The 25,208-nt window shown below is 56.2% G+C and carries 24 protein-coding genes; 10 read left to right on the forward strand and 14 right to left on the reverse strand.

Annotation, left to right across the window (positions count from 1 at the left end; all coding sequences use genetic code 11):
- Window position 1: 1 nt before the first annotated feature.
- Window positions 2-5,080, reverse strand: coding sequence for a cellulose binding domain-containing protein (locus tag EDB95_RS15570; protein WP_162852625.1), 5,079 nt, complete (start codon window positions 5,078-5,080; stop codon window positions 2-4).
- A gap of 320 nt (window positions 5,081-5,400) precedes the next feature.
- On the opposite strand from EDB95_RS15570, the gene EDB95_RS15575 reads away from it, so the two are divergent.
- The 3 genes from EDB95_RS15575 (at window position 5,401) to EDB95_RS15585 (ending at window position 7,203) form a co-directional block, all read left to right on the forward strand.
- Window positions 5,401-5,970, forward strand: a complete 570-nt coding sequence (locus EDB95_RS15575; RefSeq protein ID WP_133994728.1) for a Crp/Fnr family transcriptional regulator — start codon at window positions 5,401-5,403, stop codon at window positions 5,968-5,970.
- A 77-nt stretch (window positions 5,971-6,047) separates the two neighbouring features.
- Complete coding sequence (locus EDB95_RS15580; protein ID WP_133994729.1) at window positions 6,048-6,356, forward strand: YdhR family protein; 309 nt, start codon at window positions 6,048-6,050, stop codon at window positions 6,354-6,356.
- Window positions 6,357-6,441: 85 nt separating this feature from the next.
- On the forward strand, window positions 6,442-7,203 hold the full coding sequence (locus tag EDB95_RS15585; protein ID WP_133994730.1) for a YXWGXW repeat-containing protein: 762 nt from the start codon (window positions 6,442-6,444) through the stop codon (window positions 7,201-7,203).
- 81 nt (window positions 7,204-7,284) lie between these two features.
- Here the strand turns inward: EDB95_RS15585 and EDB95_RS15590 are convergent, their stop codons facing one another.
- The 6 genes from EDB95_RS15590 to EDB95_RS15615 are packed head-to-tail and all read right to left on the reverse strand — an operon-like array spanning window position 7,285 to window position 13,548.
- The gene (locus EDB95_RS15590) at window positions 7,285-7,728 is read right to left on the reverse strand and encodes a DUF1569 domain-containing protein (protein WP_133994731.1); all 444 of its coding nucleotides are present in this window, start codon (window positions 7,726-7,728) and stop codon (window positions 7,285-7,287) included.
- Complete coding sequence (locus EDB95_RS15595; RefSeq protein WP_133994732.1) at window positions 7,725-8,138, reverse strand: VOC family protein; 414 nt, start codon at window positions 8,136-8,138, stop codon at window positions 7,725-7,727. The genes EDB95_RS15590 and EDB95_RS15595 overlap by 4 nt, the downstream gene beginning before the upstream one ends.
- A gap of 56 nt (window positions 8,139-8,194) precedes the next feature.
- Entirely contained in the window at window positions 8,195-8,617 is a 423-nt protein-coding gene (locus tag EDB95_RS15600; protein ID WP_133994733.1) for a helix-turn-helix domain-containing protein, read from the reverse strand.
- On the reverse strand, window positions 8,614-9,600 hold the full coding sequence (locus EDB95_RS15605) for an LLM class flavin-dependent oxidoreductase (protein WP_133994734.1): 987 nt from the start codon (window positions 9,598-9,600) through the stop codon (window positions 8,614-8,616). The genes EDB95_RS15600 and EDB95_RS15605 overlap by 4 nt, the downstream gene beginning before the upstream one ends.
- A 47-nt stretch (window positions 9,601-9,647) precedes the next feature.
- Window positions 9,648-12,359 carry a hypothetical protein gene (locus tag EDB95_RS15610; RefSeq protein ID WP_133994735.1) on the reverse strand — a complete coding sequence of 904 codons (2,712 nt, stop codon included), beginning with the start codon at window positions 12,357-12,359 and terminating at the stop codon, window positions 9,648-9,650.
- 49 nt (window positions 12,360-12,408) lie between these two features.
- The gene (locus EDB95_RS15615) at window positions 12,409-13,548 is read right to left on the reverse strand and encodes a dipeptidase (RefSeq protein WP_211352108.1); all 1,140 of its coding nucleotides are present in this window, start codon (window positions 13,546-13,548) and stop codon (window positions 12,409-12,411) included.
- Between the two features lie 74 nt (window positions 13,549-13,622).
- On the opposite strand from EDB95_RS15615, the gene EDB95_RS15620 reads away from it, so the two are divergent.
- Window positions 13,623-15,215, forward strand: coding sequence for a hypothetical protein (locus tag EDB95_RS15620; protein WP_133994736.1), 1,593 nt, complete (start codon window positions 13,623-13,625; stop codon window positions 15,213-15,215).
- A gap of 39 nt (window positions 15,216-15,254) precedes the next feature.
- Here EDB95_RS15620 and EDB95_RS15625 read toward each other — a convergent pair whose 3' ends face one another.
- Both EDB95_RS15625 and EDB95_RS15630 read right to left on the reverse strand, forming a co-directional pair.
- Window positions 15,255-16,376, reverse strand: coding sequence for a metallophosphoesterase family protein (locus EDB95_RS15625; RefSeq protein WP_133994737.1), 1,122 nt, complete (start codon window positions 16,374-16,376; stop codon window positions 15,255-15,257).
- Between the two features lie 74 nt (window positions 16,377-16,450).
- Complete coding sequence (locus EDB95_RS15630) at window positions 16,451-17,773, reverse strand: outer membrane beta-barrel protein (RefSeq protein ID WP_133994738.1); 1,323 nt, start codon at window positions 17,771-17,773, stop codon at window positions 16,451-16,453.
- A 362-nt stretch (window positions 17,774-18,135) separates the two neighbouring features.
- On the opposite strand from EDB95_RS15630, the gene EDB95_RS15635 reads away from it, so the two are divergent.
- A complete protein-coding gene (locus EDB95_RS15635) occupies window positions 18,136-18,639 on the forward strand; it encodes a nucleotidyltransferase (protein WP_133994739.1) in 504 nt (167 codons plus the stop codon).
- Here EDB95_RS15635 and EDB95_RS15640 read toward each other — a convergent pair whose 3' ends face one another.
- Window positions 18,640-18,927 carry an antibiotic biosynthesis monooxygenase family protein gene (locus EDB95_RS15640; protein ID WP_133994740.1) on the reverse strand — a complete coding sequence of 96 codons (288 nt, stop codon included), beginning with the start codon at window positions 18,925-18,927 and terminating at the stop codon, window positions 18,640-18,642.
- 10 nt (window positions 18,928-18,937) lie between these two features.
- Window positions 18,938-20,242: a S41 family peptidase gene (locus tag EDB95_RS15645; RefSeq protein WP_133994741.1), complete on the reverse strand. Its 1,305-nt coding sequence runs from the start codon at window positions 20,240-20,242 to the stop codon at window positions 18,938-18,940.
- A gap of 38 nt (window positions 20,243-20,280) precedes the next feature.
- Between EDB95_RS15645 and EDB95_RS15650 the strand changes: the two genes are divergently transcribed.
- Both EDB95_RS15650 and EDB95_RS15655 read left to right on the forward strand, forming a co-directional pair.
- A complete protein-coding gene (locus EDB95_RS15650) occupies window positions 20,281-20,523 on the forward strand; it encodes a hypothetical protein (RefSeq protein ID WP_133994742.1) in 243 nt (80 codons plus the stop codon).
- 9 nt (window positions 20,524-20,532) lie between these two features.
- Window positions 20,533-21,132: a nuclear transport factor 2 family protein gene (locus tag EDB95_RS15655; protein ID WP_133994743.1), complete on the forward strand. Its 600-nt coding sequence runs from the start codon at window positions 20,533-20,535 to the stop codon at window positions 21,130-21,132.
- On the opposite strand, the gene EDB95_RS15660 is transcribed toward EDB95_RS15655, so the two are convergent.
- The gene (locus tag EDB95_RS15660; protein WP_133994744.1) at window positions 21,119-22,036 is read right to left on the reverse strand and encodes a hypothetical protein; all 918 of its coding nucleotides are present in this window, start codon (window positions 22,034-22,036) and stop codon (window positions 21,119-21,121) included. The two genes, EDB95_RS15655 and EDB95_RS15660, sit on opposite strands and share 14 nt — an antisense overlap.
- Window positions 22,037-22,174: 138 nt before the next feature.
- On the opposite strand from EDB95_RS15660, the gene EDB95_RS15665 reads away from it, so the two are divergent.
- Both EDB95_RS15665 and EDB95_RS15670 read left to right on the forward strand, forming a co-directional pair.
- Complete coding sequence (locus tag EDB95_RS15665) at window positions 22,175-23,002, forward strand: SDR family NAD(P)-dependent oxidoreductase (RefSeq protein WP_133994745.1); 828 nt, start codon at window positions 22,175-22,177, stop codon at window positions 23,000-23,002.
- Between the two features lie 11 nt (window positions 23,003-23,013).
- A complete protein-coding gene (locus tag EDB95_RS15670; RefSeq protein ID WP_133994746.1) occupies window positions 23,014-23,928 on the forward strand; it encodes a helix-turn-helix domain-containing protein in 915 nt (304 codons plus the stop codon).
- On the opposite strand, the gene EDB95_RS15675 is transcribed toward EDB95_RS15670, so the two are convergent.
- Together EDB95_RS15675 and EDB95_RS15680 are read right to left on the reverse strand one after the other, a co-directional pair.
- Window positions 23,925-24,362: a cupin domain-containing protein gene (locus EDB95_RS15675; RefSeq protein WP_133994747.1), complete on the reverse strand. Its 438-nt coding sequence runs from the start codon at window positions 24,360-24,362 to the stop codon at window positions 23,925-23,927. The genes EDB95_RS15670 and EDB95_RS15675 overlap by 4 nt on opposite strands.
- Window positions 24,359-24,730 (reverse strand): DoxX family protein, encoded by a 372-nt coding sequence (locus EDB95_RS15680; RefSeq protein WP_133994748.1) that lies wholly within the window; start codon window positions 24,728-24,730, stop codon window positions 24,359-24,361. Before EDB95_RS15680 ends, EDB95_RS15675 begins: the two co-directional genes overlap by 4 nt.
- Window positions 24,731-24,828: 98 nt before the next feature.
- Between EDB95_RS15680 and EDB95_RS15685 the strand changes: the two genes are divergently transcribed.
- Window positions 24,829-25,188, forward strand: a complete 360-nt coding sequence (locus EDB95_RS15685; protein ID WP_133994749.1) for a winged helix-turn-helix transcriptional regulator — start codon at window positions 24,829-24,831, stop codon at window positions 25,186-25,188.
- The last annotated feature ends 20 nt before the right edge of the window (window positions 25,189-25,208 follow it).

Consider the following 25,208-nt stretch of genomic DNA (forward strand, 5'->3'; position numbering starts at 1 on the left):
ATTAAAAGATAAACAGTTTGACCGGTGCCCGGTCATTCAGTTGCAGGAAGTACATGCCTGCGGCCAGCGGGCCGGGTAGGTCGACCCGGATCGTTTCGTTTGCCTCGACTTTTTCCGTCAGGATCAAACGTCCCTTTTCGTCATACAGGTTCAGCTTTGTATCCGAACCTCCGGTTTGGACAAAGAACACGCGCCCCGTCACGGGATTGGGATAGACGACCGTCTGCTGTAGCGCTGGCGTATAGGCGGCACTGTAAGAAGCGGCCCCGCTGCTATCCGGTTCCACGCCATAGACCAGTTGTCCCTTGTAATACACCGTGATGTGGTTGTTGACTCCAAATGTTGGTACCGCCGGCTGCCAGGACCAGTCGTTGGTTTCGTTGAAAACGCTCCAGTCGCTTTTCGCAATCCGGTATTGAATGTTGCCGGTGTTGCTGAGGGGATAGAACGTGCCGGTATCGGGCGCAAGCTCGAAATAGGTGCCGGCCGGCGAGAACTGCCCGGTAACGCCTATGGTCGCGTAATCGATCCAATAATTGAGCGGCACCGTCCCGTCCTCAGTAAACCAATACCGCACGCGCACGTCGCTATAGGAAACAGGCACGTTCCCCAGGTTCTGGAGCTGGAGGTAGGTGCTGATGGTATTGGTATTCGGACTGGAATTCTGGTTTTGATACAAAGGCTGCAAGGAGACGACGGGGGCGACGGGCGCAGGCTCCGTACCCCACACCAGTACGCCATTACGGTACAGCGTGATGTGGCTGTTTGTATCATACGACGCGCTGTTGCTGAAAGAGTAGTCGTTGGTCTCGGTCATGACCGGCCAGGCCGCGCCCGCAATCCTCGACTGGATTTCCCCGGAAGTGGTACCGGGTGCCAGCAGCCCGCTCGTGGTATCAAAGCTGTACTGTACATAGCCGAACGCGTTGGTGTACGGCTGCGCGAGGGGCACATAGACCGCCTGTATGTGGCTGTTGCCTATGGCCGCGTAGTCGATCCAGGTATTGATCCCGGCATAGTTTTCCGGGGTGAACCAGTACCGGGCGGTCAGGGTGCTATAGGTGTATGCGGCCGTATCAGCGCTGACGATTTGCAGGAACGGCGTGATGGTATTGCTGGTCGTGTCCCCGGAAGCATTCCGGTAAAGCACCTGGAGGTTGACGGGGAGGACGGTCAGCGGCTGACTGGCGGAAGCGGCGTTGTAGACGTTGTTGCCGCTTTGGGTGGCGGTAATGACAGTGGTACCGGGGGTAACGGCGTGGAAGAAGCCATTGGCGATAAAACCGATCGACGGGTTCGAACTCGTAACCGTCACCGGCAGACCCGTGCTGGCCGTCGCGATCAATGTGGCGGAGTCCCCGGGGCGCATACGCGCAAGACTGTCCAGCGTTACCACCTGGTTCAACTTCGGCAACCCCCAGAACTGTATTTCCGCCACATTCCCATACCCATTATCCGGCGCGAGGTACCGCAGGTAGTGGTATATCCCGGTATCCCCGGTCTGTGCAATGGTGTACACCCCGACGGTGGGCAACGAGTCCACGGTAAAGAGCGTCACCCCGTCGCTAAAGTCGGACTTATTGGCCCCCTGGAAAATCCCCCCGGTCATCCGTTGGGGAAACCCGCTGCGGGGCGCAAAACTGATTTGCGTCACCCGGGCGCCGGTATCCGCGCCGAGCGTGATGCCTACCCAGGCGCTGTCCGCGATGGGGGCGTCGAAGTAGGTATTCAGGTTGCCGTCCATGGCTGCCGCGGCGGTGTTCGCGGCCACGTTGCCATAAGAACCCGGCGTCCCGATCAACGTGCCGGTCAACCGGACACCCACCAGAAGACTGGCGGGCGCGGAGGGCGCGCCCACGCCAAAGGAATCGATCCCGCTGATGGTATAGGAATACGTTGAGCCGGCAACGGCCGTCGTGTCGGTGAAGCTCAACGCGGTGGTTGTACCGAGCGCAGTGGTTGCCCCGGGCACGGTATCTTCCCCGGGCACGACGGTTGCCCGCTGTACCTGGTAGGCGCCTGACCAGCGATTCGGCGCCCAATTCAATGCGACGCCCTTTGTGGCGGACGCGACGTTGGGGGCGGCCGGTGCCGGAGGCGTAGCGGTGGGCGTATCTATATTTTTGTACCCCCAAAACTGGATCTCCGCGACATTGCAGTACCCGTTGGTGGGAGACACATAGCGCAGGTAACGGTACCGGATACTGTCCGTTACCGGCTCGTCGTTGTACACGCCCTGGGTAGGGGAGACGCTCACCGTATACAAGGGGACCGCATCGCTGAAGTCCGGCAGGTTGGCGCCCTGGAAAACACCACCCAGCATGCGCCCAGGGTAATTGACGCGCGGTACGTAGCTGACCCGGGTGATCGTGGCGCTGGTATCCAGACCCAGGTCGATGCCCACCCAATCCCCGCTGCCCTGGGGTGCGTCGAAATAGGTGGCGAGGTTACCGTCCATGGCCGCGGCCGCCGTGTTTTTGGCCACATTACCAAAGGAGCCCGGGGTGCCGATGAGGGCGCCGGATAATTTGATGGGAAGCGTAAAGGCCGTGGGGGTGGTGGCGGTGCCCGTGCCCAAACGGTTTACACCACTAACGGTGTAAACATAGGTTCCGCCGTTGACGAGACCTGTGTCCGCTAAAAAAGTCGTATCCGTAGCGCCGACGGTTGCCAGCGTGGCGGCGCTGGTGCCCCGCTGGATGGTATAACCGGTCGCCCCGTCCACCGGCTGCCAGCTTAAGGTGATCCGGCTATTCCCCGAAGCAAACGTGAGACCCGCCGGTGCAGTGGGCAGCGCCAATGGAAGTGTTTGCACCCGGGCCTCCGCGGTGGCCGGACCGGCGCCGATTACGTCGGAAGCAAGGACGATGTAAAAATAGGTGGTGCTGTCGGGTAGCCCGGTATCAGACCAGGTCGTATCGGTCAACCCGGATGCCACCGCGGCGTAGGGCCCGCCACTGGTAAGCGAGCGTTGTACCGTATAGCTCGACGCGCCACCGACCGAAGACCAGGTCAGGTTGATCCGGGAAGCACTGACGGCCGTTCCCTGGAGCGCGGCCGGTGCGGCCGGGGTCGCGCCGCCGCCGGTAACAACGACATTGTCAAAGGTGCTGCTGTCCAGCACCCCCGTGGTGCCGGAGCAAGCCGCCAGCCCCACGTAAAAGGTATCCGCCATGGCAATAGACACCGAGTCCACCACAAACCAGGTGGCGCCGTCGGAAGATTCATACCCGGTAAAGGTGTTCCCCGACCGCTGCACTTTATACCAGGTAGGCGTGACCGTATAGTCGTTTCCCCCGACGGTGATCGCCGAGCCACCGGTGCCGGACCGGTACGCGAAGCCGCCCTCCCGTCCGCCCGTGTCGCCCAGCTTCATCAGGACCATCCGGGCGTTTGATGCCAGACTTTCCCGGAACATAATCCCCGTCCTGCTCAGGGTGCCGCCCACGGCCCACAGCCGGGCGGTAAACGTGACGTTCCCCGTCGCGCTTGCACAGGCAAACGTAAACCCGTCGGCCGTACCGCCGATTCCGGTCCCCGAGCCGTTGACGCGGAAGGTATTGTTGCTCACCGACGCATACCCCGCACTCCCCGCCGGGCTGACCGTTCCAATGTCCTGTTTGACCCACCCCGATGGCAGGGTGGAGGATGTTGCCGCAGGTGTGGCGCTTACCTCGCTTGAATTGGCGCTCGTCCCCGACTGGTTGATCGACGCCACCACGTAATAATAGGGCGTTCCGTTGGTGACGCTCCCGTCCGTAAAAAAGGGGGATGTGTTGTTGTTCACCGTGGAGATCGTCGTATAGGGCCCCCCGCTGGTCTTGGCTCGCTTCACCAAATACCCCTGTGCCGTATTCCCCGGCGGGGCCGTCCAACTGATCGTCACCTGGGACACCTGTGCCGTGGCGGTGACTGCTGTGGGCGCAGCTGCCACGGGAGAGGGCGGGTAGGGCGACGCCGCACCTGTTTGGGTAAACGTCAAGGTGCCATAGCCAAAGTGATCCGTGCTTCCGTGTTCCGGCCGCATCAGTTGCGCCATCGACTGGACACCCGCCGCGCTTTGCCCCTGGAGGACGACATAGTGGTTGTAGAGCAGCTCCCAGATCGGCCGGTCATCCAGGCGTCCCCTTCCGTTGGCGGCCACCCAGTCCTGGCGCGGGTTGACACAGTTGTTGTAAAAAGTAAAGGGAACCGTATTCCAAAGGTTGGTCTCCGCCACATACTCCGCCCCTGCCATCAGCCGGTTCGACGCATAGGAAAACAGGTCCAGCCCCTGGTTCCAGGCCACCTGGCACGCATAGCCCATCATGCCCACGCCCAGTTGCGCGTGCTCCTGGTCCCGCCCGCTTTCCTGCCACTGACCCAACGGCCCCGGATACAGCGTGTACACCGCGTTCATGATGCTCCCGTTCCCCGCTCCGTTATAAAAGTAGTTGACCCCTTCGTTATAAATCGCCGTATCGTCGCAAAGAACCCCCATCGCGATCATTGCCCCCAGGTTGCAGATGTCCCAGTTCGCCCAATAGTTCCCGATACAGGCCCCGTTATGGTTCACCAGGAAGTTGTGACAGACGGGGTACCAATAGGTCGTCATCATCGTTTTGAACGCCGTAAAATGCGCGGCGTCCCATCCCGGATAGATCCTAAGTACCTCTGCCGCCAGCGCAAAGTCCATGATGGGTATCCCGCTCAGCCCCGGTATGTTGTCTCCGGTGGGCACCTGGTTCGTGGTCGCCGCCCAGGCGTTACAGATCCGCACCGCGCAGGCCGCAAAAGAAGTGTCTCCCGATATGTACCAACGAATGGCGTTCAGGTAAGCCGCGTGCGCGTCCAGGTCCGTCTGTTGACGGCTCGTCCCCAGGTTCGCCAGCGGCTTGGCCGTATACGTATTTTGCGCCTGGGGATCCGTGATCAGTACGTTCCAGTCGTCGATCCACGGATGCGCCCCCGCGGCCACCTCGGTCTTCATCCGGTCCAGGTCCGCCTGCGTATGCAGCCCCCCCGGGTGTACAAACGTTTGGGCCCTCCCCCGCGGAGCCATCACCAGCAACAGCAAGCAAATCGTAAGCGTCAATTTCATATATGGACTTTTTTTTGCCCAAAATAACGTTGGGCCTTGCCAGAGGGGTAGGGCGAAACCGTCAAAGATGAGGGCGATTTCGCGGGGGGTGCGCCAGGTTGGAGCGTAATTTGCAGGGAGGTCTGCATGACCTATGATTTTGAGACACTTGCTGTGTGCTTCGATCGGATTGCGGTGGAATTGCGGCAGGAGGAGGGACGGTATGTCGTCCATTCTAAGGGGGTAACGATTTACTTCCCGGGTTTCGGCGAGATGCTCCGCTATTTATCGAACACGTATCCAGGCCTTTTCGTAAGTTTGGCCCCCCAAAACCCCGGTAAATGACGAGCCCGTTGCAGGCGTTTCTGGAAAAAAACACCCGGCTGACCCCGGACGACATTCTCGATATCAGCGCCACTTTTACCCCCCGCACCGTGCGCCGGAATGACTTCCTGGAAGAAGAAGGGAAAGTCTGCAAACACCTGTACTTCGTCGGTACCGGATGCCTCCGGTTGTACGAAATAGACAAAAAAGGACAGGACATCACCGGTTTTTTTGCACTGGAAGACAGCCTGATCACCGCCTTTACCAGCTTTATCACCCAAAAGCCGTCCCGCGATTTTTTAGCGGCCTACGAACCGGCGGAGATTTTTGTGATCGGCCGGGAGGCCTTTTTTGGTCTGACCGCCCGTTACGAGGAGTTTAAAAAACTATACGACCGGCTCATCGAATTCGCGCTGATCCACTCCCAGATGCGCATCTACAATTTCCTGGGCATGGAGGGCATCGACAAGCTCAAATGGGTGATGGAACACGAACCCAAGCTCCTGACCAGGATCTCCAGCCGGGCCGTCGCTTCCTACCTCGGCATGACCAATTCAACCCTCAGTAAACTAAAGGCCAGGCTTTAAAACGTTGTCTTAAGACAACATTTTGGTCGTCCACGGGGGGCAATTTTGTCTCATTGTTCACAGAAAAACAAGAAACAATGAGCAAGATTTTCCTGTACGGAGAGTTTCAGACCTCCGTCCCGTCGTTCACCAAAGAGCTCTGGGGGCGCGTAAACGAACAACTCAGAGACGCCAAAGGCCTCGTCAACAAGACCTGGTTATACGGCCTGAAAACAAACACCGTCGGTGGCATCTACGAGTTCGACTCCGAAGAAAACGCCCGTGACTTCGCCACCGGTCTTTACGCCGAACAAGCCAAACACGTCGGGGCAAGCCTGACCGTCAAGCTGTTTGACGGAGAAGCCGTCAGGGAGGCCAGCAAGGCCATGCGGTCTCCGTACTTTTAAGAGGTGATCGGGGAAGGGAGATTAAACGAATGGAATTGTCTTTAGTCTAAGTTTTGTTTCCCACTACTAAATCTGAAAAAACTTTATGAAAAGACTCTTTCTCGTCCTTTTTGCATTATCTCCCTTCCTCAACACCGCTTTTGCACAAATCCGCATTTCGATTTCCATCCTCCCCCCCGAACCCTTTATCGTCCGGCCTGCCCCACCCAGCCCCAACCACGTCTGGATCGAAGGGGAATGGGTTCCCCAGGGGAATACCTACGTTCGCCAACCCGGCTACTGGACCGTTCCAGAAAAAGACCATATCTGGGTAAAAGGGGAGTGGATCCACAACCCCGACGGCAGCTCCTACTGGCAGCCCGGTTACTGGAAACCGATCCCCCACATGGGCGTACCCCAATGGATCCCCGAACCCATGTACCTCCGTCCTCCGAGGCCCAACAACCACACCATCTGGGTCAACGGCGAATGGATCTGGGAAGGGAACCACTACATGTACCAAACCGGTTACTGGACCGTACCCGACCCCAATAAGATCTTTATCAAAGGCCACTGGGCCCAATGGCCCAACGGCGAATGGTACTGGGTCTCCGGTTACTGGAAGCGCCTCCCCGACGAATGCTTCGTCAGTGCCTGTCCCCCAGAACCCCAGATGAGCCAGCCTCCGCAGCCCACCCCCAACCACGTCTGGATTGGCGGCGAATGGTCCTGGAGAAACGGCAACTACGTCTATCAACCCGGCTACTGGATCCAGCGCGACCCCCACAAGGTCTGGGTCCGCGGTTACTGGCACCAACGCCAGGACGGCGGGTGGTTTTGGGTTGACGGGTATTGGGAGTGGGTGTAAGAAACTCTTTTTGTCTTGGAAAGCCCCTGCGGAAGCGGGGCTTTTTTTTTAACATTTTGGCAAATGCGGCGGTGGTGGGGTTCAATAATTGAACTGCCTCAGATGATGATCCGCGTGCTTATACGCCATAGCCCCCACCTGCTCCCCCGTCAACCGTCCGAAAAACGGATGCACGATACCCGGCCCCGGTTTGTCCCCATAAGACCGTAGACACGCGATCCACGCCGCCTTTTCCTGGGCGATGTCGCCTTCCTCCCGGATGATCAGCGCGGGAAGGGTGGGTGTATTGCGGTCCAGGGGCCGGTCGTCGGATAAGACACGGGCGAGGGCAAGACGGCCGACAATCCGGCCGATGAAAGCGCGGGGATAGGTCGTGCGGCCGAGCGACATTTCTTCCCAAAGCCGGCAGTGTTTGACCATCTGGTAGGCCGTCATTTTACCCCAAAGCGGGGTAGTACCCGGTTCAAGGGCTTCGATCCGGGCGATCACGCCGGCGCATGTCTGGGGGTCGTAGATCGTCTTCATGGTTTGGGAAGTTGTGCGAGGGAAAACCAGTTGCCGGAATCGTCCTTGAAGATGGCTTCGGTGCCATAAAATTCCTTGGTGGGGGCTTTTTTAAAGTGGACGCCCTTGGCCTTCATTTCCTCGTAGGTGGCGTAGATGTCGTCGCAGGTAAACACCGCCACACCAAAAGTTCCGGTCTTGACCAATTCGGTGAGCAGGGCGACCTTTTCGGGGGTGTTGGCATTTTGTTCGACCGGTGACAGGATGAGCTCGACGTCGGGTTGGCCGGGGGGCGATACCGTTAGCCAGCGGCCGCCCTGAGGCATGGGCACGTCTACGACGGGCGTGAATCCGAGTTTGTTTACGTAGAAGTCGTGGGCGCTGGTCTGGTCGAGCACGATGATGCTGCTGTGCGTCAACTTGGAAATCATGTCCTTTTTTTTATCAAAGGAAAGCCTTTCGCCCACAAATGGGTTATCGAAAATTGTCATTTTGGAAGCCAGCCACGGCTTTCTGCAAAACAGCCGGGTATGAACCGGAGGGGGGCGGCCGCCTTTTCGGCCTTGAGGACCTGTTGCTGTGCGAGGTAGGCGGAGGGGGTATGACCGGTGACGCGCTTGAACAAAAGACTAAAGGAACCCAAGCTTTCAAACCCAACGGCGTAGCATACCTCCGTCACCGGGCCGCCGGCGTCGAGCAGCGCCTTTGCCTTCTGGATACGTATAAATGTCAGGTATTGGTGGGGCGTCCGGCGATAAGTGCTTTTGAAAAGTTTGATAAAATGAAACTTGGAAAAGCTCGCCTCATCCGCAATAAGGTCCAGGTCGATGGCCTCGGCATAGTGGCTGTCGATAAACAACTTGGCCTGGACGAGCCGGCGGTAGAGGTACATCTTGGGGTAGTCGCTCATATAGCTTCCCGCAAGATAGAAAAAGACTTCCGTTTTGCCTCCTGGTCATATATCGGGCTGCTGATCATGAGCTCGTCGACGCGGCTTTCCTTGATAAAAGCGGACAGCTTTGTCCCCAGGCTTTCCTTGTTTCCCGTAAAGGTACAGGCCGTCATGGCCTGGACGGCGTTGTAGACTTCGGGGACCTTGAGGATATCGGGTAGGGCAGCGGGCGGTTGCAACGGCCGGCGTTCGTTGGTGATGATCCCCAGGAACATCCGGTACAGGCTGGAAGACAGCCATTCGGCTTCCTCGTCGGTGTCGGCGGCCATGACGTTGACACAGGCCATCATGTAGGGCTTTTGCAGTTGTGCGGACGGCTTGAACTCCCGCCGGTAGATGTCGATGGCGGCCCAAAGCTGCGCCGGCGCGAAATGCGCCGCAAAAGCGTAGGGCAGCCCCATCTGTGCGGCCAGGTGGGCGCTGTCGGTGCTGGACCCCAGTATCCAGATCGGGATGGTCAACCCTTCGCCGGGAAACGCATGTACCCTGCCGTCTGCATTGTCGGCGCTAAAATAGGTTTGCAGGTCCCGGATGTCCTCGGCAAAATGATACGCCGCCGACATATTGTTGCGCCGGAGCGCCATCGCGGTAACCTGGTCGGTCCCGGGCGCCCGGCCGAGCCCCAGGTCGATGCGCCCGGGGTATAAGGTTTCCAGGGTGCCGAACTGCTCGGCCACCACGAGCGGGGCGTGGTTGGGCAGCATGATGCCCCCTGAACCCACCCGGATATGTTGCGTTTGCCCGGCGACGTGGCCGATCAGCACCGCGGTGGCAGAGCTGGCGACGTGTTGCATGTTGTGGTGCTCCGCCATCCAGATGCGCGTGTACCCCAGCGACTCTACGTGCCGGGCGACCGCTGCCGTTCCTGCGATCGCTGTCCCGGCGTCTCCTCCCTGGCCAACGATGGCCAGCTCCAGCACGGACAATGGAAATCGATTCATGGGCACAAATGTATCGATAAATATCGATCTATTTTTCCGGCGGGAATTCAAATATGCTCAAAGTAATAAACCACGAGGTTGCCGAGCGCATTTGGATCCGTATCCGGTATCGAATGGACCGGGACCTTGTTCCAGGTCTGAAAAATCACCTGCTCCGGGTGGATCCCGGACGCTTCCACGATCCGGATGTGGTTGCGTGCCTGCTCCATCCACTCGGCGTCGGTTTTGGCACTGCCGCCGCCGTTGTAGATCATGCCGACCTCCATGCCGTTTTCCCTGGCGGTAGAAGCTACCGTTCTCGCCAGTGTCATGATCGCCGTGGTAGAGGCTATGGCCGGGTTTGCCCAGTCAAAGTCAAGCCGCAAAAAGTTGAGCGATGTACCCGTTGCCGCACGGAAGGCCTTTACCCAGGCGGCCATATCCGCCTGCCAGTTGGGCTGGTTACTCACCGCCGGGAAGGGTTCGATGTCACCGATGACCTCGTGCGGAAAGGCCGCCGTATACACCTTGATGTTGACCGCCACGCGCCCGGCCAGGTCCTGAAGGGAACTCCGGCAGGCGTTTTTGCCGGTATAGTAGTGTCCGAACCACAACGGCTCGTCCATACCGATATAGGTCAGCGTCCCCCCGGCCTTTAACAGCTTGGCGACGATCTTGTTGGATACGCCCGGATCGCAATATCCTTCAATCCCGCCCCCGCACGGCGGCTCGTGAAACCAGTTCGTGGCAAGACTTTCCAGCCCAATGCCGATGTGCTTTTTTTGTAACACCTGTACGATGGTCAACAAAAGGCTATCCGATACCGAGGACAAAAACTGCATGCTAAACGCCATCACCTGGATGTGCTCCGCCGCGTTTTTCCAGGTCGCGTCGTTTTGGAGAGACCCGATCAGGTCTCGGCCGGGGTAAAAATAGGTCAGGGGTGGTTCTCCCGGGTCGAAGGGGGTCAGCGCGGGCATCATGGCGGGCCCCGCGTCGTTCGCGTCTTCCGGGTCGTTCGCGTCTCCCGCGTGCCGCGCGTCGTTCGCGGGCGCCAGGGTGAAGTCCGCCATGGCCGGCCGCAGCGTCTTATCGCCCGGATACGTGGCATCTACTTCTGCCCCGGCATCCACCGCCGCGTCCGTCAACGGCAGCCTGAACCGCCCGTCTGCATCCGTGACGACGGTGTCGAGCCTTTGCCTTGAGGGCGAAAACCAAAGGTTCCTTCTTAACAGTCCCCTGTGCGCGCTGTCCAGGAAAACGATCGTCGCGTAACCAGCGCGTTCGGCGCTCGCCGTGGCCATGATGGGGGCATGGAAAAGAAAAGTCTTACCAGGCGTGACGGTCACCTGGCTCAGGTTTTGCATCCACGTCGTATCCGGGCGAATCGCCAGGGTCCGGACGGCCGGGGGCGCCCCTGCCACCGGCAGCGTTACAGGGGAAACGACTTGCGGCGCGGGCGTACCTTGTTCCCGGTAAGTAATGCCGCCCACCGCCGCACCCGCTTCTCCGTCGCAAGCGCAAGCCCCTTCCAGGTTTGCCCGGAGACCCACCACACCCGTAACGGCACCCGCGGGGACCACGCCCGTCAATGCCCTATCGGTAAGGCCCATCCGTGCGCCTACGTCCACCGCATCGATATATACCGCTGCCTGGGACACCGATTTGCCCTGCGCGTCGGTTAGGCGTCCGGTCAGTATATTCCCCTGACGCGTGAGGGTCAAGGCCGATCTGGCGTGGATATACTGGTAAGGAATATTCATAAAGGCGCCGGGCTGATCTTCCGGCAACATGTGGCTCGGCAGCTTTTCCCACGTCTGAAAGATCGCATCATCCGGATGCACGCCCAGGGCGGTTTCTATCTGGGTAAAATGATCGATGGCCGCTTGCGTCCATTCCTGATCTGTTGCTGCATTCTGATCCCCGTTGTAGATGATGCCAAAGGGTACTTTTCTTTGTTTCAGTTGCGCGGCCAGCGTCACCAGGTTGTGCATGGCCAGGGTGGACCACTCGACGTCCGCGTGAAAAAAGGCCGGCGGTTCACCCACGACGGAACGATACGTATCGATCCACCGGATCAACTCCTCCAGTCTGGGCTTCGAGGCCGAGACCACCTCGACGTCCCCTACTTTTACTTTGGGAAAAATACTGCGGGCCATCTTCAGGGTTACCGTGATCTCCCCGGCGATCTCCGCCGCAGAATCGTGACAGGTGCCGTTTGGCCCTGTGTACCAGTGTCCAAACGTAAACGGTTCGTCCATGGCAATGTATTGCAGGTTGCCCCCGTCGCGTTGTATTTTTTTCAACAACCCTTCCAGCGCCCCTGGTTTTCCATACGCTTCCGTGGTGGCTGCACAATGGGCACCCCTTATAAGGAAGGAGCTCTCCAGCGCCAGGGCGATATGGCGGCGCTCCAGGTCGGCAAAGGTCTTTTTTAGCACGGAATCTTTTACCCTTTCGATATCCCCCGGGGCGAACTTGACGATTTGCGTGTGTGCGGACACCGTTTCCCAGGGCGCTCCTTCTACCAGCATATTTTGCCCGTCCACGCGGATCCCTCTCCAGACAGGGGCCCTGTCTTTTTCCTCCACACCGGGGCCGGTGACGATCCAGATGCGCGGGGCGCGGGGCGTGCTGCTTGCAGCCCCGGGTGTTCGACCAGCGGCCGCGGGCGTTCGGCTCTTGGCTCCGGGCGTGCTGCGCGCGGCCCCGGGCGTTTGGGCCAGTAACTTTCCAAAAGGGAGTAGTGTGAGTACGACAAGGTAAAGGAGCTGTTTCATGACCCAGTAGACTAGGAATCCTTCCGAGGGTTTATTGATGCTTTTTTATTTAACCTCTTGATGTGGCTGCATCGAAGACGCGGCAAAAATTACCGCCACCCACCTTGCCGATCTCATCCGGGGTGAAGCCGGCTTTTAACATCGCGTCGACTATGATGTAGTAGAAGCCGGACTTTTGGTCCGGCCAGGCCTGGTTCGTCCGCTCGCCGGGCCGCGCGGGGCCAGGTCCGCCTCCGGGCCGCAGCCCGGGCCTGTTCCCCGGCGTCATCTTCGTATCGGTTCCGATACAGACATGATCTATCCCAATGACATCCACCAGCGCCCGTATATTTTGCGCGTAGTCGAGCGGCGTGTCCGCCAGGTGCGTCCACACACCGATCACACCTCCCGCATCCGCGACCATTTTTGCCTGCTCCCTGCTAATAAGCCTTGGCCGCATCATCTGCGCCATGGACGGGTTCCGGCCCAATTGGGTATCGAGGCCGGTGTGGGAAATGATCACCGGGTGGGCCGCCACCTTGAGCGCCGCAGCCGTCGTTTCCGTGTTCGCGTGGGCCAGGTCGACAAGGATACCCAACCGGTTACATTCCCGGATGACGTCTGCCCCAAAGGCCGTTAGCCCGCCCCAGCGCGGAGGGTTTGTATAGACATCGCCCAGCGGCACGGAGGCGTCGCTGTCGTGCAGAAGGCCGAAGTGCCGGAGGCCCCTGTGGTAGGCTTCGGCGACCCGCTCCAGGTGCCCGTCCAGAAAGTGAGCGCCCTCGACCGATTGGATAACAACCGGCTTCCCTTCTTTATGGGCGGCGCGAAGATCGGCCAGGTTCAGGGCACGCGTCATACCGTTCAACGCCAACTGCTGGTCCATGGAAGCCAGCCCATTGATAAACCGGTCATAAGCCCCGTCCGTGTGTTGATAGTCTAGTGCGAACGTCATACAGATGGACGATAGCCCCGACCGTTTTATTTCACCCACCAGATCGATGTGAGGGCCCGGCACGTCCGCCGCAACGAGGGGTACGTCGATATGGTTGTGCGTGTCGATGCCGATGGTAGAGGCCACGATCCCCGCTACCCGGGGGTCGACCTCCTGGAGAGCCCATCCTGCCAAAGGGTTCAGCATCATGGCAGTACCCGCCCCTGCGACGGTGGTGAGGAAACCCCGTCGCGTCCATGTTGGTTGTGTTTTCATGATACAATGTAAGGATTTCCCGGGGCAGGAAAGCCCAGGACGCCTGTCTGGTTCACGCATGTTATATTTGGAAAATGCGCATTGCCTTTTTAGTTTGTTGTCTGGAGGCCTTTACGGCTTCGGCCCAGCCGCGCATCGTCAACATCGTCAATTTCATCCGTCTCCTCGAACCCCGCGACCCGAACGTGACGGAAGACGTGCTTTATCAAACCGTCGTCCAACAGGTCGCGCTGATGAAAAAATACCACCTGGCGGGCACGTTCCTGTTGCAATACGACGCGCTGATGGACCCCCGGTATCAACAATTGCTGAAGAGCCTCCCGCGGGACACCTTCGAGATCGGTGCCTGGTGGGAGATTCCGCAGCCCCTGGTGGAAAAGGCCGGGTTGACCTGGCGGGGACGGTACCCGTGGGATTGGAGGGCGAACATTGGTTTTTCCACCGGTTATACGCCGCTTGAAAGAGAAAGGCTGGTCGATACCTATATGCACGACTTCAAGGCGATCTTCGGTTATTACCCCCAATCGGTTGCCTCGTGGTTTATCGACGAGCATACGCTGGAGTATATGTACCGCCGCTACGGCATCGTCGCCTCCGCCAACTGCAAGGACCAGTATGGAACCGACGGTTATACGCTCTGGGGCGGCTACTGGAACCAGGCCTACTATCCCAGCAAGGTCAACGCCTATATGCCGGCCCAGCACGAGGCGGAAGAAATCCCCGTGCCCATTTTCCGGATGCTGGGGAGTGATCCCGTTCGACAGTACGACAACGGGCTGGGTGCGGAACGCCAGGGTGTCGTCACCCTCGAACCCGTATACCGCTTTGGGGGCGGGGACTCCACCTGGGTAGACTGGTTCTTCCGGGAATTTGTCCGGGGTGAGCCCATGGCCTTTGCGTATACTCAGGCCGGTCAGGAGAATTCCTTTACCTGGCCCGCCATGGCGCGAGGGCTTGCGCTGCAGTTTCCACGGATCGCTCTAATGAGGGATGCCCACCAGTTGCGGGTGGAAACGCTGGCCCAGTCCGGCGCCTGGTTCAAGGCGCACTATAAGGTGACCCCGGCGACCTCGGTAACGGTCACGCATGACCTCCCAGGCAGCGATAAAAAGACGGTCTGGTTTGACAGCCGTTACTACCGGGTAAACTTGCTTTGGGCTGGGGATACGCTCCGTATTCGCGACATCCATTTGTTCGACGAGCGATTGCCGTCGCCTTACTTGAATACACCGCTGACAGGGAATGCCGCGGCATTTTATACGCTGCCCTTTGTGGACGGGTACCTGTGGAGCGACGCGTCGGTGCTTGCCGGTCTTTGCTTTAAGGTAGGGACGGTCGCTCTAAAAGGCGGCGACCCTATCGTCACCAGCCCCGAGCCCGGTCATCTGCACATTGTCTGGCCGCTGACGACGGTGCCGGGTAAGATGATCATTGACCTGGATGAGCGGCGGATACGCATTTCGTGTACAGCGCCCTGGTTTGCAGAGCTGGCCGCTTCTCCGAAGGCGGCGTTGCCTTTTACGAGCGTGACGCCGAACCGGGTAACTGCGTCCTTTGAAGGGTTTTCGTATGGCGTATCCGCGACCCGCGGGAAGTTTTCAGAAGGATCGGTGTTACGGATGACGCCGGAGAACGGGGTGCTGGAGCTTAATACCGCGCCGTATTAAACTCCATTTTCCCCAACATCTCCCGCAAAGTCGATTGAGCTAAAGCCCCATTGTCTTTACCTCCCCCCACTTCAACACCGAAGGATCCCCCGGCACCGAATTCCAGAAACACTCCCGGACGGTCATGGTTTTGGCCTTTGTATCGATGGTGACCAGTTCGAACGAAAGAAGGGTTTCGTTTTTCGAGGAGAACTTCCCCTTCATGGGCGAATCCACCCGGAAACAGGGTATGGATATATTTTTGTCCGGCCCCTGCCACTGGTAGAATTCCGTGTAGTTGTTGTGTCCGTGGAAATACGCCTTTATTTCCGGATGGCGTTGCAGGAAACCGGCGAGCCCTCTTTGCTCGATCAACGTGGCGCCCTCAACTGTCTGGCCGTCCTGGTAGAGCTCCGGCAAAAGGTTCTCGAACTTATCGACGCTGTCGACGCCATGGTTTCCATTGGGGTTGGTAAAGAACCGGGGTTCGACATCGGGATTGGAATGTGTAAAAAGAAAAACAGGTCCCTCGCCCTTGAGGTGCTGTTCCGCCCATGCCTGGTCCGTTGAATCCGGCCAGCAGTCCACGAAGAGCAGACGGATACCGCCTATGTTGCGGATAAAATGGATCTTATCGGTGGTATAGTTATACGTCGCCGCGGTAAGGGGATGGGTGGGTTTCATCATGCGATTGTAGATCCCTGCCATGGAGCTGGCATCGACGCCGGGTGTCATGGGACGCCAAAAGCCAACGGCATCGGACACGTCGTGGTTACCCGGGCTAAGCAAAATCGGTGTGGGTTTATTGTTCCAGTCTTTTGTCCCGAGGAGGTGGTCGTAGTCCGCTTCAAACTGCCCCCAGGACGTTGCCGCGGACTGTACACCCTTTTCTTCCCGGTTGGCGATATCCCCCGTGATGAGGATAGCGTCGATATGCCCAATCGCCTGACCGGCACCCACACCGCCATCTTCCGGAATAGAGCCACTCGGTAGTTGGTTGATGGCGGCGATCATCGCGCGGTTCACCACGGTAGAGGGCACGTCGTCGGCACCCCTGAAATGATGCCGGGTAATCCCGTAATGGACGTCGGAGGTAAAGACGAATTGTAAAACGCCGTTCTGGGCGGAGCCGGAAAGCGTCAGCAGGATAAAGATCAGCAGAAGGCCGGAATGTCGTCTCATGTTGGGTTTTTGTGGCCGCGAATTTATTCCTTCGCCTCAGGACGCAGAAAGGATAACAAAATAATAATCATTTCTTAATACCTAACGATCATATCCATGGAAAAAAGAAATTGGTGCGTTTTCGGGTTGTTGCCGGTCGCGTCATAAGGGCGTAAGCTGGGGTCGGAGTTCCAGTCGTACCGCACCTCCGGCCGTATCTGCAGCCAGTCCGTAAAGAAATAGTTTACCCCAAACGTATGGCTGAAATAGGTCGTGGCAAAACCGGACAGCTGCCCCTGAACGTCTGAAAACAGGTCGTTGCGCAAACAAAGAAAGCTCTTTGATGAGAGCAACATCTGGGAAAAGTTGACAAACCCGATTTGCTGGTTGATACCGTGGACAATAGCCCCGGGGCCACCACCGGCGCCGTACCTGACGGGGCCATAGCTGGCCGACCCGCCCAGTGCCCCGTTGTACTGCCATTGATAGTAGGCCTCGGTCTGTATATGGAACGTCTTATTGAAACGGTGCCCCCAGGTCAGGGCAATCGCCTGTTTGTTGTCGTGTCCCTTCTTGAAATTGGACTGACCAAGGGTATTGATTCCACCCCAGAGGCCGTCGTTGTTATCGGCGGATACCCACCGCAACATCGCCTGGCCATGCCAGCTTGCGGAAGAATCCCAGGCGGCCACGTCACTGCCGCCATGCACACCCAGGATAAATTGTATCCTCTTGGAAACTTTGACAGTCGCCTGCACGCCGGTGAACGTAAAAGCATCATAAGTAAACATGACTGAGTGCGTGTACAAATAATTGTTGGTGGCCAGCTGGGCTTCAATATCCGGGGGAGAAATATACCGGCCGATTTTGAGGATCATCCCTTTCCAGACCTTGGGGAAGTACAAAAGGACATAAGTCTCCACCGGGTCGTAGCCGTACAGATGATTGTACGTGAAATACCCCTTGCTGAACCACCCCTTCGACACCGTATACCGGTAGTCCTGGCCGAAGACATTGCTCAACCGGAAACCCCAGTCGAAGTGACGGGTCTGGACCGTATTCGGTTCCCTTTCTATCCGCAGGACCAACTGGTCCAGTTCGGCTGAATTCGGTATGGTATTATACGTGACCGGTACATTGGTCTCCCGCGAAGAGCTGAGATTGAACCCAGGCACCACCCAGCCATAGATTTTTATCCTACTTGGGTCGTTTGCCAATCCCAGGGCTCTTTGCAAAGGGCCATCGGGCGCATCCTCCGGCAAACCGATCAAGGGTTCCCCATATTGCCAATCGGACGCGGGGAAAGGAGGTGAGGGCAGGGGAGAGGGGAGCACCCGGGTGCTGTCAAAGGTTTGTGAAAAGCACGGCGAGGCGGCCATAAGCAGGGCTATGGCAAGCAGCAATCGTTTAGGGGTCATACTGACGGTGTTTTAGGCGGCGTTTTAATTTCGGGAATATAATCCGGAATAAAAAGCCTCCTAAACGACTGATTGAATATTATTTATGTCGTATTGTGAAAAATTAACAATTGATTTGGTTGTGAGATACTTGACAATCGCTACTTACGAGATTAATTTTTAAATTTGTAGGATAAATTATATGGCCAAACTTACTTACTATACAAGCTTTCAGGATTTGAAGACCGATAAGGTCCATAAGAACCGAAACCAGTCTGATTCAGCGAAAGAATCGGAATTTAAGGAGTTGGTGGCCTTTCTTTCTGACCATCGCCATAACAAGAGCCGGCAGGCATCCCATCCGTCTTCTAAGCAATCAGGCAATGGAAAGTAGCTTAGCAGGTGATCTTTTGCATGTTTGCAAGATACTCAATAAGCATTCCGTAGAATATCTTTTGGTCGGTGGGACAGCGGTCGCATTACATGGCTATTATAGGCTGTCGCGCCAAACTTCAGGAAAAGTAACAGAAAAGCATGATCTGGATTTTTGGTACAATTCCAGTTATGGAAACTACTTTAAACTATTGGATGCGTTAGAAGAATTGGGGCAAGATGTTTCTTACTACAGGGCTGAGACCGCGCCAAATCCGAAAAAGTCGTTTTTCAGATTAGAATATGATAAGTTCACGGTTGATTTCCTTCCCGAATTGCCCGGTCTTTCAAAATTTTACGACTCCTACCATCAACGCGAGTATTCAAAGGTTGGCAATATCGAAATACCTTTCATTAATTACGCTGACCTGATTGCCAATAAACAGACTCAGGGACGAGCTAAAGATATAGAGGATATTAAACAACTAAAATTGAGGAGGGGCGATGCGGAGTAATCACACCATTTCGTAATGCTCCACCACCGGAAACGGATCATAGTAGTGATGCAATAATTTCTTCCACTCCAGGTATTGCGCCGATTGCCTGAAGCCGATCGTATGATCTTCCAGGGTTTCCCAGTCCACCAAAAGAAGATATTTGCTTTCCTGTTCGAGGCACTTTCTTAGTGAGTGTCCCACATAGCCTTTGATGGAACGTATATACTGTCCTGCGATGGCAAAATCCGCTTCAAACTGTTTTTCCTGCCCCGGCTTCACTTGTAAAATGGCTACTTCCAAGATCATAGGCGCAAAGCTACTGGTTTCCTTCAACAAGCTTCATGGCCAATTCCATTGACGGATCCCTCCCTGCGATGATATCATCGATGGTCGTCGTGACCGGATAATCCGGCAGTACACCATGACCGTCATTGACACCCGCACTGATCCGGTATGTAACCGTAGGAATTTCCGCCCTTATTTTTGTTTGTGGCAGGACAAACTCCTCCGGGTCTCCAGCGATGATATGGGCATTGCCACCGGTCTCTTCCCCGATGAAGACGGCTCTTCGATCTCTTTTAAGACAGGTACAAACGATGGCTGTGCTGGAAAAACTTCCGCCGTTGATGAGCACGAACAGTTTACCTGTAAAATGAATAGCGCTGGGTTGTATGGTGCAGGCCTCCTTCCCGTCCACCAAAAAACGGCAGGGGTGTAGCGCTACAAAGGATAGCAGGTCTTTTCCGGGCGGAAAATCTCCACCCTGGTTGTCTCGGAGGTCCAGGATCAGGTTTCGGGTAAGGTGTTGTTGGAGCAGGGAAAATACGCTGTCAAAGACCTTTTTATAATCCTGCAACACATCGGGATCAAACGTTTTTATGGTCAGCACCGCGGCATTTTCTTTGACCTGGAAAAAAATAGGCTCGCTGTTGGTCGCATAGCGGATTTGCCGGAAGTAGTGGACGCTGTCCCTTGTCAGCGACGGGATCCGTTTTATAGTCCGTTCGCCGGCACCGTTTTCCAGCTCCAGTGTGAAGGCATCCGGGTGACCAACGACAAAGCTGTATTGGGCGGAAAAATAATGGTTGAGGATCCATGCCGGGTAGGTCTCGTTATAGCCATCCCTGACCTGCCTGGACAGCAGTTGCTCCATGATGGAAGACGCACTGGTTCCGTTGATGGTCAGGATGGACATCCCCGGCTGGATCGTGCTGTCCGTCGAATAGTTTTCGACGACCGTCAGTTTGCCCCGCGAATAGTGGACCAGTAAGGGAAAGTGCCGCTCACTTTGATAAAAAAAAGCCATGGCCGAATCGCCGGGCAAAAACATCGTGTGCCCGTTCCTGATGTTGCTGTTCAAAAGCGTTACAAGACTCAGGAAGGCCTGGTCGGTCATGGGGCCGGTGATCGCATGATCCAGGCTGTCAAAGAACCCGTCCAGGGTGGGTTTGGCGATATAGCGGTAAATGCCCGGGTGGGTTTTTTCCAGGTTTGCCTGGAGGAAGCGCAGGTCCCTTTTCAAGGCCTCCTTCGAATATAACCGGGCTGGATCGTACGGCGGTGTTTGTGGCCGGGCGTATTCCGCAAGGATAAGCAAGGACAATAGAAACAGGCTCCGCATGCGGACTAATTTTTGGGAAAATATAGTACTTTAAAGCCATGGACGTCCTACAAATTCCCGTGGAATACCGCGGAGCCGAACACGAATTCGAGGCCCGGGTACAGGTCTGGCAATACGGACACCGTTTTTTTATACCGGTGGACGGCGTGGACTTGGTGTTTGAACGGGACGATTCCGGACAGTACCGGGCCCTGGTACCGGAAGAGTACACGGGAAAGCTGCCGGATAGAGGCCTTGTGGAAGCGATTGCGGCGGTGCTGGATGCCGTAACTTCACATTAATATTCCTATATGCAAACACCAAAAGACACCCTTACCCAACTTTTTGCAGGAGCAGACCAAAGAGACTGGCCACTGGTAGAAAGCACCATGGACGACAGCGTACTGCTGGACTATACCTCTATGGCCGGCGGAACACCCGCGCAGTTGACGCCGCGGCAGATCACGGACGCCTGGGCCGCAAACACCCGCTTACCGGTGGTCGCCACGGAACGGGTCAACCGGAAAGTGGTGGACAGTTTCTTCGTGGCGCTGGAGACACAACAATTCGACCGGCTGAAAACGATTTTTGCCGACAATGGCCGGCAGCTCAATCCTTATGCACCGGAGGGTTTTCCCAAGAGTTTTGACGGAGCGGAGGGCATTTATAAGCAATACAGCGGGCTGACGGCTCAGTTCGGGCAGATGACCTTTCCCCGCCAGATTTTTGCCACGGAAGACCCCAATTTCTTTTTTGTCCAATTCAAAGGGGCTATCGACATAAAAGCCGGCGGCCGGTACGAAAATGATTACCTGGGTACGTTCCGGTTGCAGGGCGGTAAAATAACGGAGTATACGGAGTATTTTAACCAGGTGGTGATGGCGAAGGCCTTCGGGATCACCTTGACTTGATGTATTGGAGCACAAGCCCCGTCAACGTGCTGGGATCCGTTTCCGGCAGCATGCGCGTCGGATTCTTCGTCCAACATTGAAAAACGGCCACGTCGGGTTTTGGTAAGCCGCTGGCTTCGTAATCCCGGAAGTGTTTGGCGGCCTGTGCGGTCCAGGCCGCGTCGGAACGATCATTCCCGCTTCCGTTGTAAATCACTTGCAGGGGAATGCCCTTGCGTCGAAGAAGCGCGGCGAGTTGCCGCATTTGACCCTGCCAGTTGGCGCCCCATTGCATATCCACGCGGAAGAAGGCCAGGGGGCTTCCGGTAGCAGCGTTGAATGCGTCAAACCATTGTTCCAGGTCGGACAGCCAGTTGCCGTAGGGTATCCCCACCGGTTCGACGTCTCCAATGCCAACGCCGGGGTATATCGATCGTACCTGTTTTACTTTGGCGGCGACGTCTTTGGCAATGTCCTCTATCGAGGCATGACAGGCATTTTGCCCGGTGAAGACATGCCCGTAGTAGAAGGGCTCATCCATGGCATAGCAGCTTACTTCTGCCCCGGCAGCCTTCAACCGCCGGGCATCCGACAGCGGTTGCGCGGCGTTGCTATACCCTTCCACGTGAAAACCGCAATGGCCATCGCCGCTCAGGGGCGACATGCCCACTTCAAGGCTGATGTGGCGGCGGCGCAGATCGGACAGCATATCCGGTAAGTTTATTCCCCAGGAAGGATTGAACACCTGGTTGCACGAAAAGCAGAACGTTTGTATGTGGGTGGAAACCTGTTGCCAGGGCGCATCGGGCTGGAACAGTGCCATGTAATCGGAGGGACCGGCGTTGGGACTAAACCATATTGCCTGGGCGTAGGTAGAAATGGCGGGCAAAAGCAGCGTCATCAGGCTAGCGAACTTTTTGAGCATACATAGAAGGGTTATCTTTGCAATATAAATGTTGTTCTCTATTTGCCGTGTCTCATTTAGACTACAAATCCCCTCAATTAGACTACAGGCGATAGCGTGGGAGTTTTGACCTTTGATGAAAATTAAACGTCAAAAATTATGGCACAAGATTCAAAAGTGTGGTTTATCACGGGGTCTTCCCGCGGATTTGGACGCGTCTGGGCCGAGGCAGCGCTACAACGGGGGGACAAAGTGGCGGCCACGGCGCGCAATGTAAAAAATATAGCGGACCTCAAAGAGAAATATGGCGCAAACGTGCTGACGCTGGCACTTGACGTAACCAAACCGGACCAGGTAAAATCGGCCGTAGAAGCAGCATGCGCCCACTTTGGAAGGCTCGATATTGTTCTTAATAATGCCGGGTATTCGTTGGTCGGGACGATCGAGGAAGCCAGCGCCGGCGACGTCAAAGCGATGTATGACACGAATATCTTTGGCACGCTTTCGGTCATTCAGGCGGCGTTGCCCTTGCTGCGAAAACAGGGTAGCGGGCACATCCTGGGTGTATCGAGCGGTCTTGGTCATGTGACGATGCCCGTGATCGGCTACTACTGTTCCTCGAAATGGGCGTTCGAGGCCATCCATGAAAGCCTGGCCGCAGAAGTGAAACCCTTTGGGATCAAGGTGACGATCATAGAGCCGGGTGCCTATGCCACCGAATTTGGAAGCCAGGAATCCTTGAAATTCGCCGCAGGGTTGGATATTTACACGGATTTTAAAACCCAATTTTTTGACCGCCTGAGAAGCCTGGAAAGAGGCAACCCGAATGCAACGCCGGGCGCCCTTTTCAAAATTGTAGATGCGGAACAGCCGCCGCTGCGGCTTTTCCTGGGAAGCCACAATTTAACCTGGGTGCGTTCCGCCTATGCCGAGCGGCTGGCGACCTGGGAAGCCTGGGAACCGGTCTCCAACGCGGCGCAAGGCTAAAAAAAAGTGTTATGAGCCATCATAAATTCCGGTCATTATCAGAGGCGCACCAGGCATTTGGCCTGCCAAAGCCCGTGCATCCTTTGATCACCCTGCTCAACAGCAGTAAAGTCCCGGTCGATGTCAAACAGTTTCCCGACGCACACGTGCTCACTTTCTATAAGATATCGTACAAGCCCAACCTCGGTGGACGAATAAAATATGGACAGAGCTACTATGATTTTGAGGAAGGCGGCTTGTTGTTTGCGGCGCCCAATCAAATCATCGGCGGCGATGGGGAAGACCGCAACAGTACGGTCCACTGTTCGTTGTATACGCTGCTCATACACCCGGATTTCTTCCTGGGGTATCCCCTGGCCAAAGAAATAAAGCAATATGGCTTCTTTTCCTATACCACCAACGAAGCGTTGCATCTTTCTGAAAGTGAAAAGGAAAAAATCATATCCATTTTCGGAATGATCGAAGACGAGTTGAACAGCCGGATCGATGATTTCAGCCAGGACATCGTGATTTCCCAGATCGAGCTGTTGCTGAGCTATGCCAACCGGTTTTACAAACGGCAGTTTACCACCCGGAAAGCGGTGAGCAACGATATGTTGCAAAAGCTCGATGACCTTTTGGACGATTACTTCAACAACGAAAAATCTCTCAACAAAGGATTGCCCACGGTGCAGTTCCTGGCCGATCACCTACACCTCTCCCCCAGTTATTTAAGCGACATGCTCCGGTCATTGATCGGGCAGAATGCGCAGCAATACATCCACGATAAACTCATTGACAAGGCCAAGGAGAAACTGTCCACCACCAGTTTGTCGGTCAGTGAAGTGGCGTACACCCTGGGTTTTGAGCACTCGCAGTCGTTTAGTAAACTGTTCAAGACGAAAACAAACCTTTCGCCTTTGGAATTCAGGCGGTCGTTTAATTAATCAAGAAAGTCGGCGGGGTAGACCTTGCTTCCATAGCGCTCGCTGATCGCCCTGGCCTCGGCAGGTGTCGCTTCGCTGACTTCTTTAAACATTTTTTCAAGGCCTGCCGGGATGACCGTACATACGAGCTTTGCGGGCTGCTCCGAGGTGTTCTTGAAGGCGTGGATGTCGCCCCCGAAAGGTATGTTGATAAAGGCGCCCTTCGATGCCTGGAATTTCCGCCCCACTGTTTTAAACGTTATTTCGCCTTCGGCGACATAGAACATTTCCTGCATATCGGGATGGGCGTGCGGCAGCGGGCCCCCGCCGGGAGGGACCTGCATTTCGATCACGGCGTATGCACCCCCGGTGTCATCGCCGCTGATGAGTATTCTATAGTGGCCGCCGGCAATGGACAACTGCGGCCCTTTTTCGCTGTCGAGTGTCAGGATCATTGCGCACCTTTTAACCTTTGCCCCAATTCCGGGAAACGAAGTACTGCGCCCACCCAAATCAAGGCCTCTACAAAGATAAACATGACCATGGGTTGATGGTGTTGGAGGGCAGTAGCGATAACACCCCCCATATACGCCATGAGCAGGAGGGCGCCCACAATACCGGTGCGTGGTACCACAAAAAGGACAAGGGACAGGATCTCGATCAATCCCAATATCCGGGCGGTGCCGGCGTCAATGCCAATGGCCGCCGTTTGTTCAATGATTTTGCTGTTTTCCATGATCTTCATCATGCCCGTCAATCCAAAAAAGAGCGCCAATACGATGGTTAAGATCCAGCCGATTGTTTTTGTTGTTTTACCTGACATAGTCGAGTGATTTAAAAATAAAGGGCAAAGTTATCACGGGTTGGTATACTTTTGTAATCTGTTACATATAGGATACCGGTTACAAAAAGGATACCGTTATGAAAAAGAAATATGCCTGTACGCTGGACGAGGAAACCTGCGGCAAAACCAAAATGGCCATACAGGACACGCTTGACGTGGTGGGTGGCAAGTGGAAGCTGGTGCTGCTGTCTATCCTGAGAGGGGGTAAGCGGCGGTTCAAGGAGCTGTCAAGGGAGGCGGAAATTTCACCGCGCATCCTGTCGAAGGAATTACACGAGTTGGAAATGAACGGCCTTGTAAGCCGCACGGTGTGCGACACCCGGCCGGTGACCGTGGAATACGCCCTGACGCCCTACAGCGAAACGCTTTCGGAAGTGTTAAACGCGATGAACAGATGGGGGCAGCAGCATCGCAAAAGGATTTTGGAAAACGGCTAAGTCAAAAGCCGATCCGGCTA

It is taken from the genome of Dinghuibacter silviterrae (assembly GCF_004366355.1).
GTDB lineage: Bacteria > Bacteroidota > Bacteroidia > Chitinophagales > Chitinophagaceae > Dinghuibacter > Dinghuibacter silviterrae.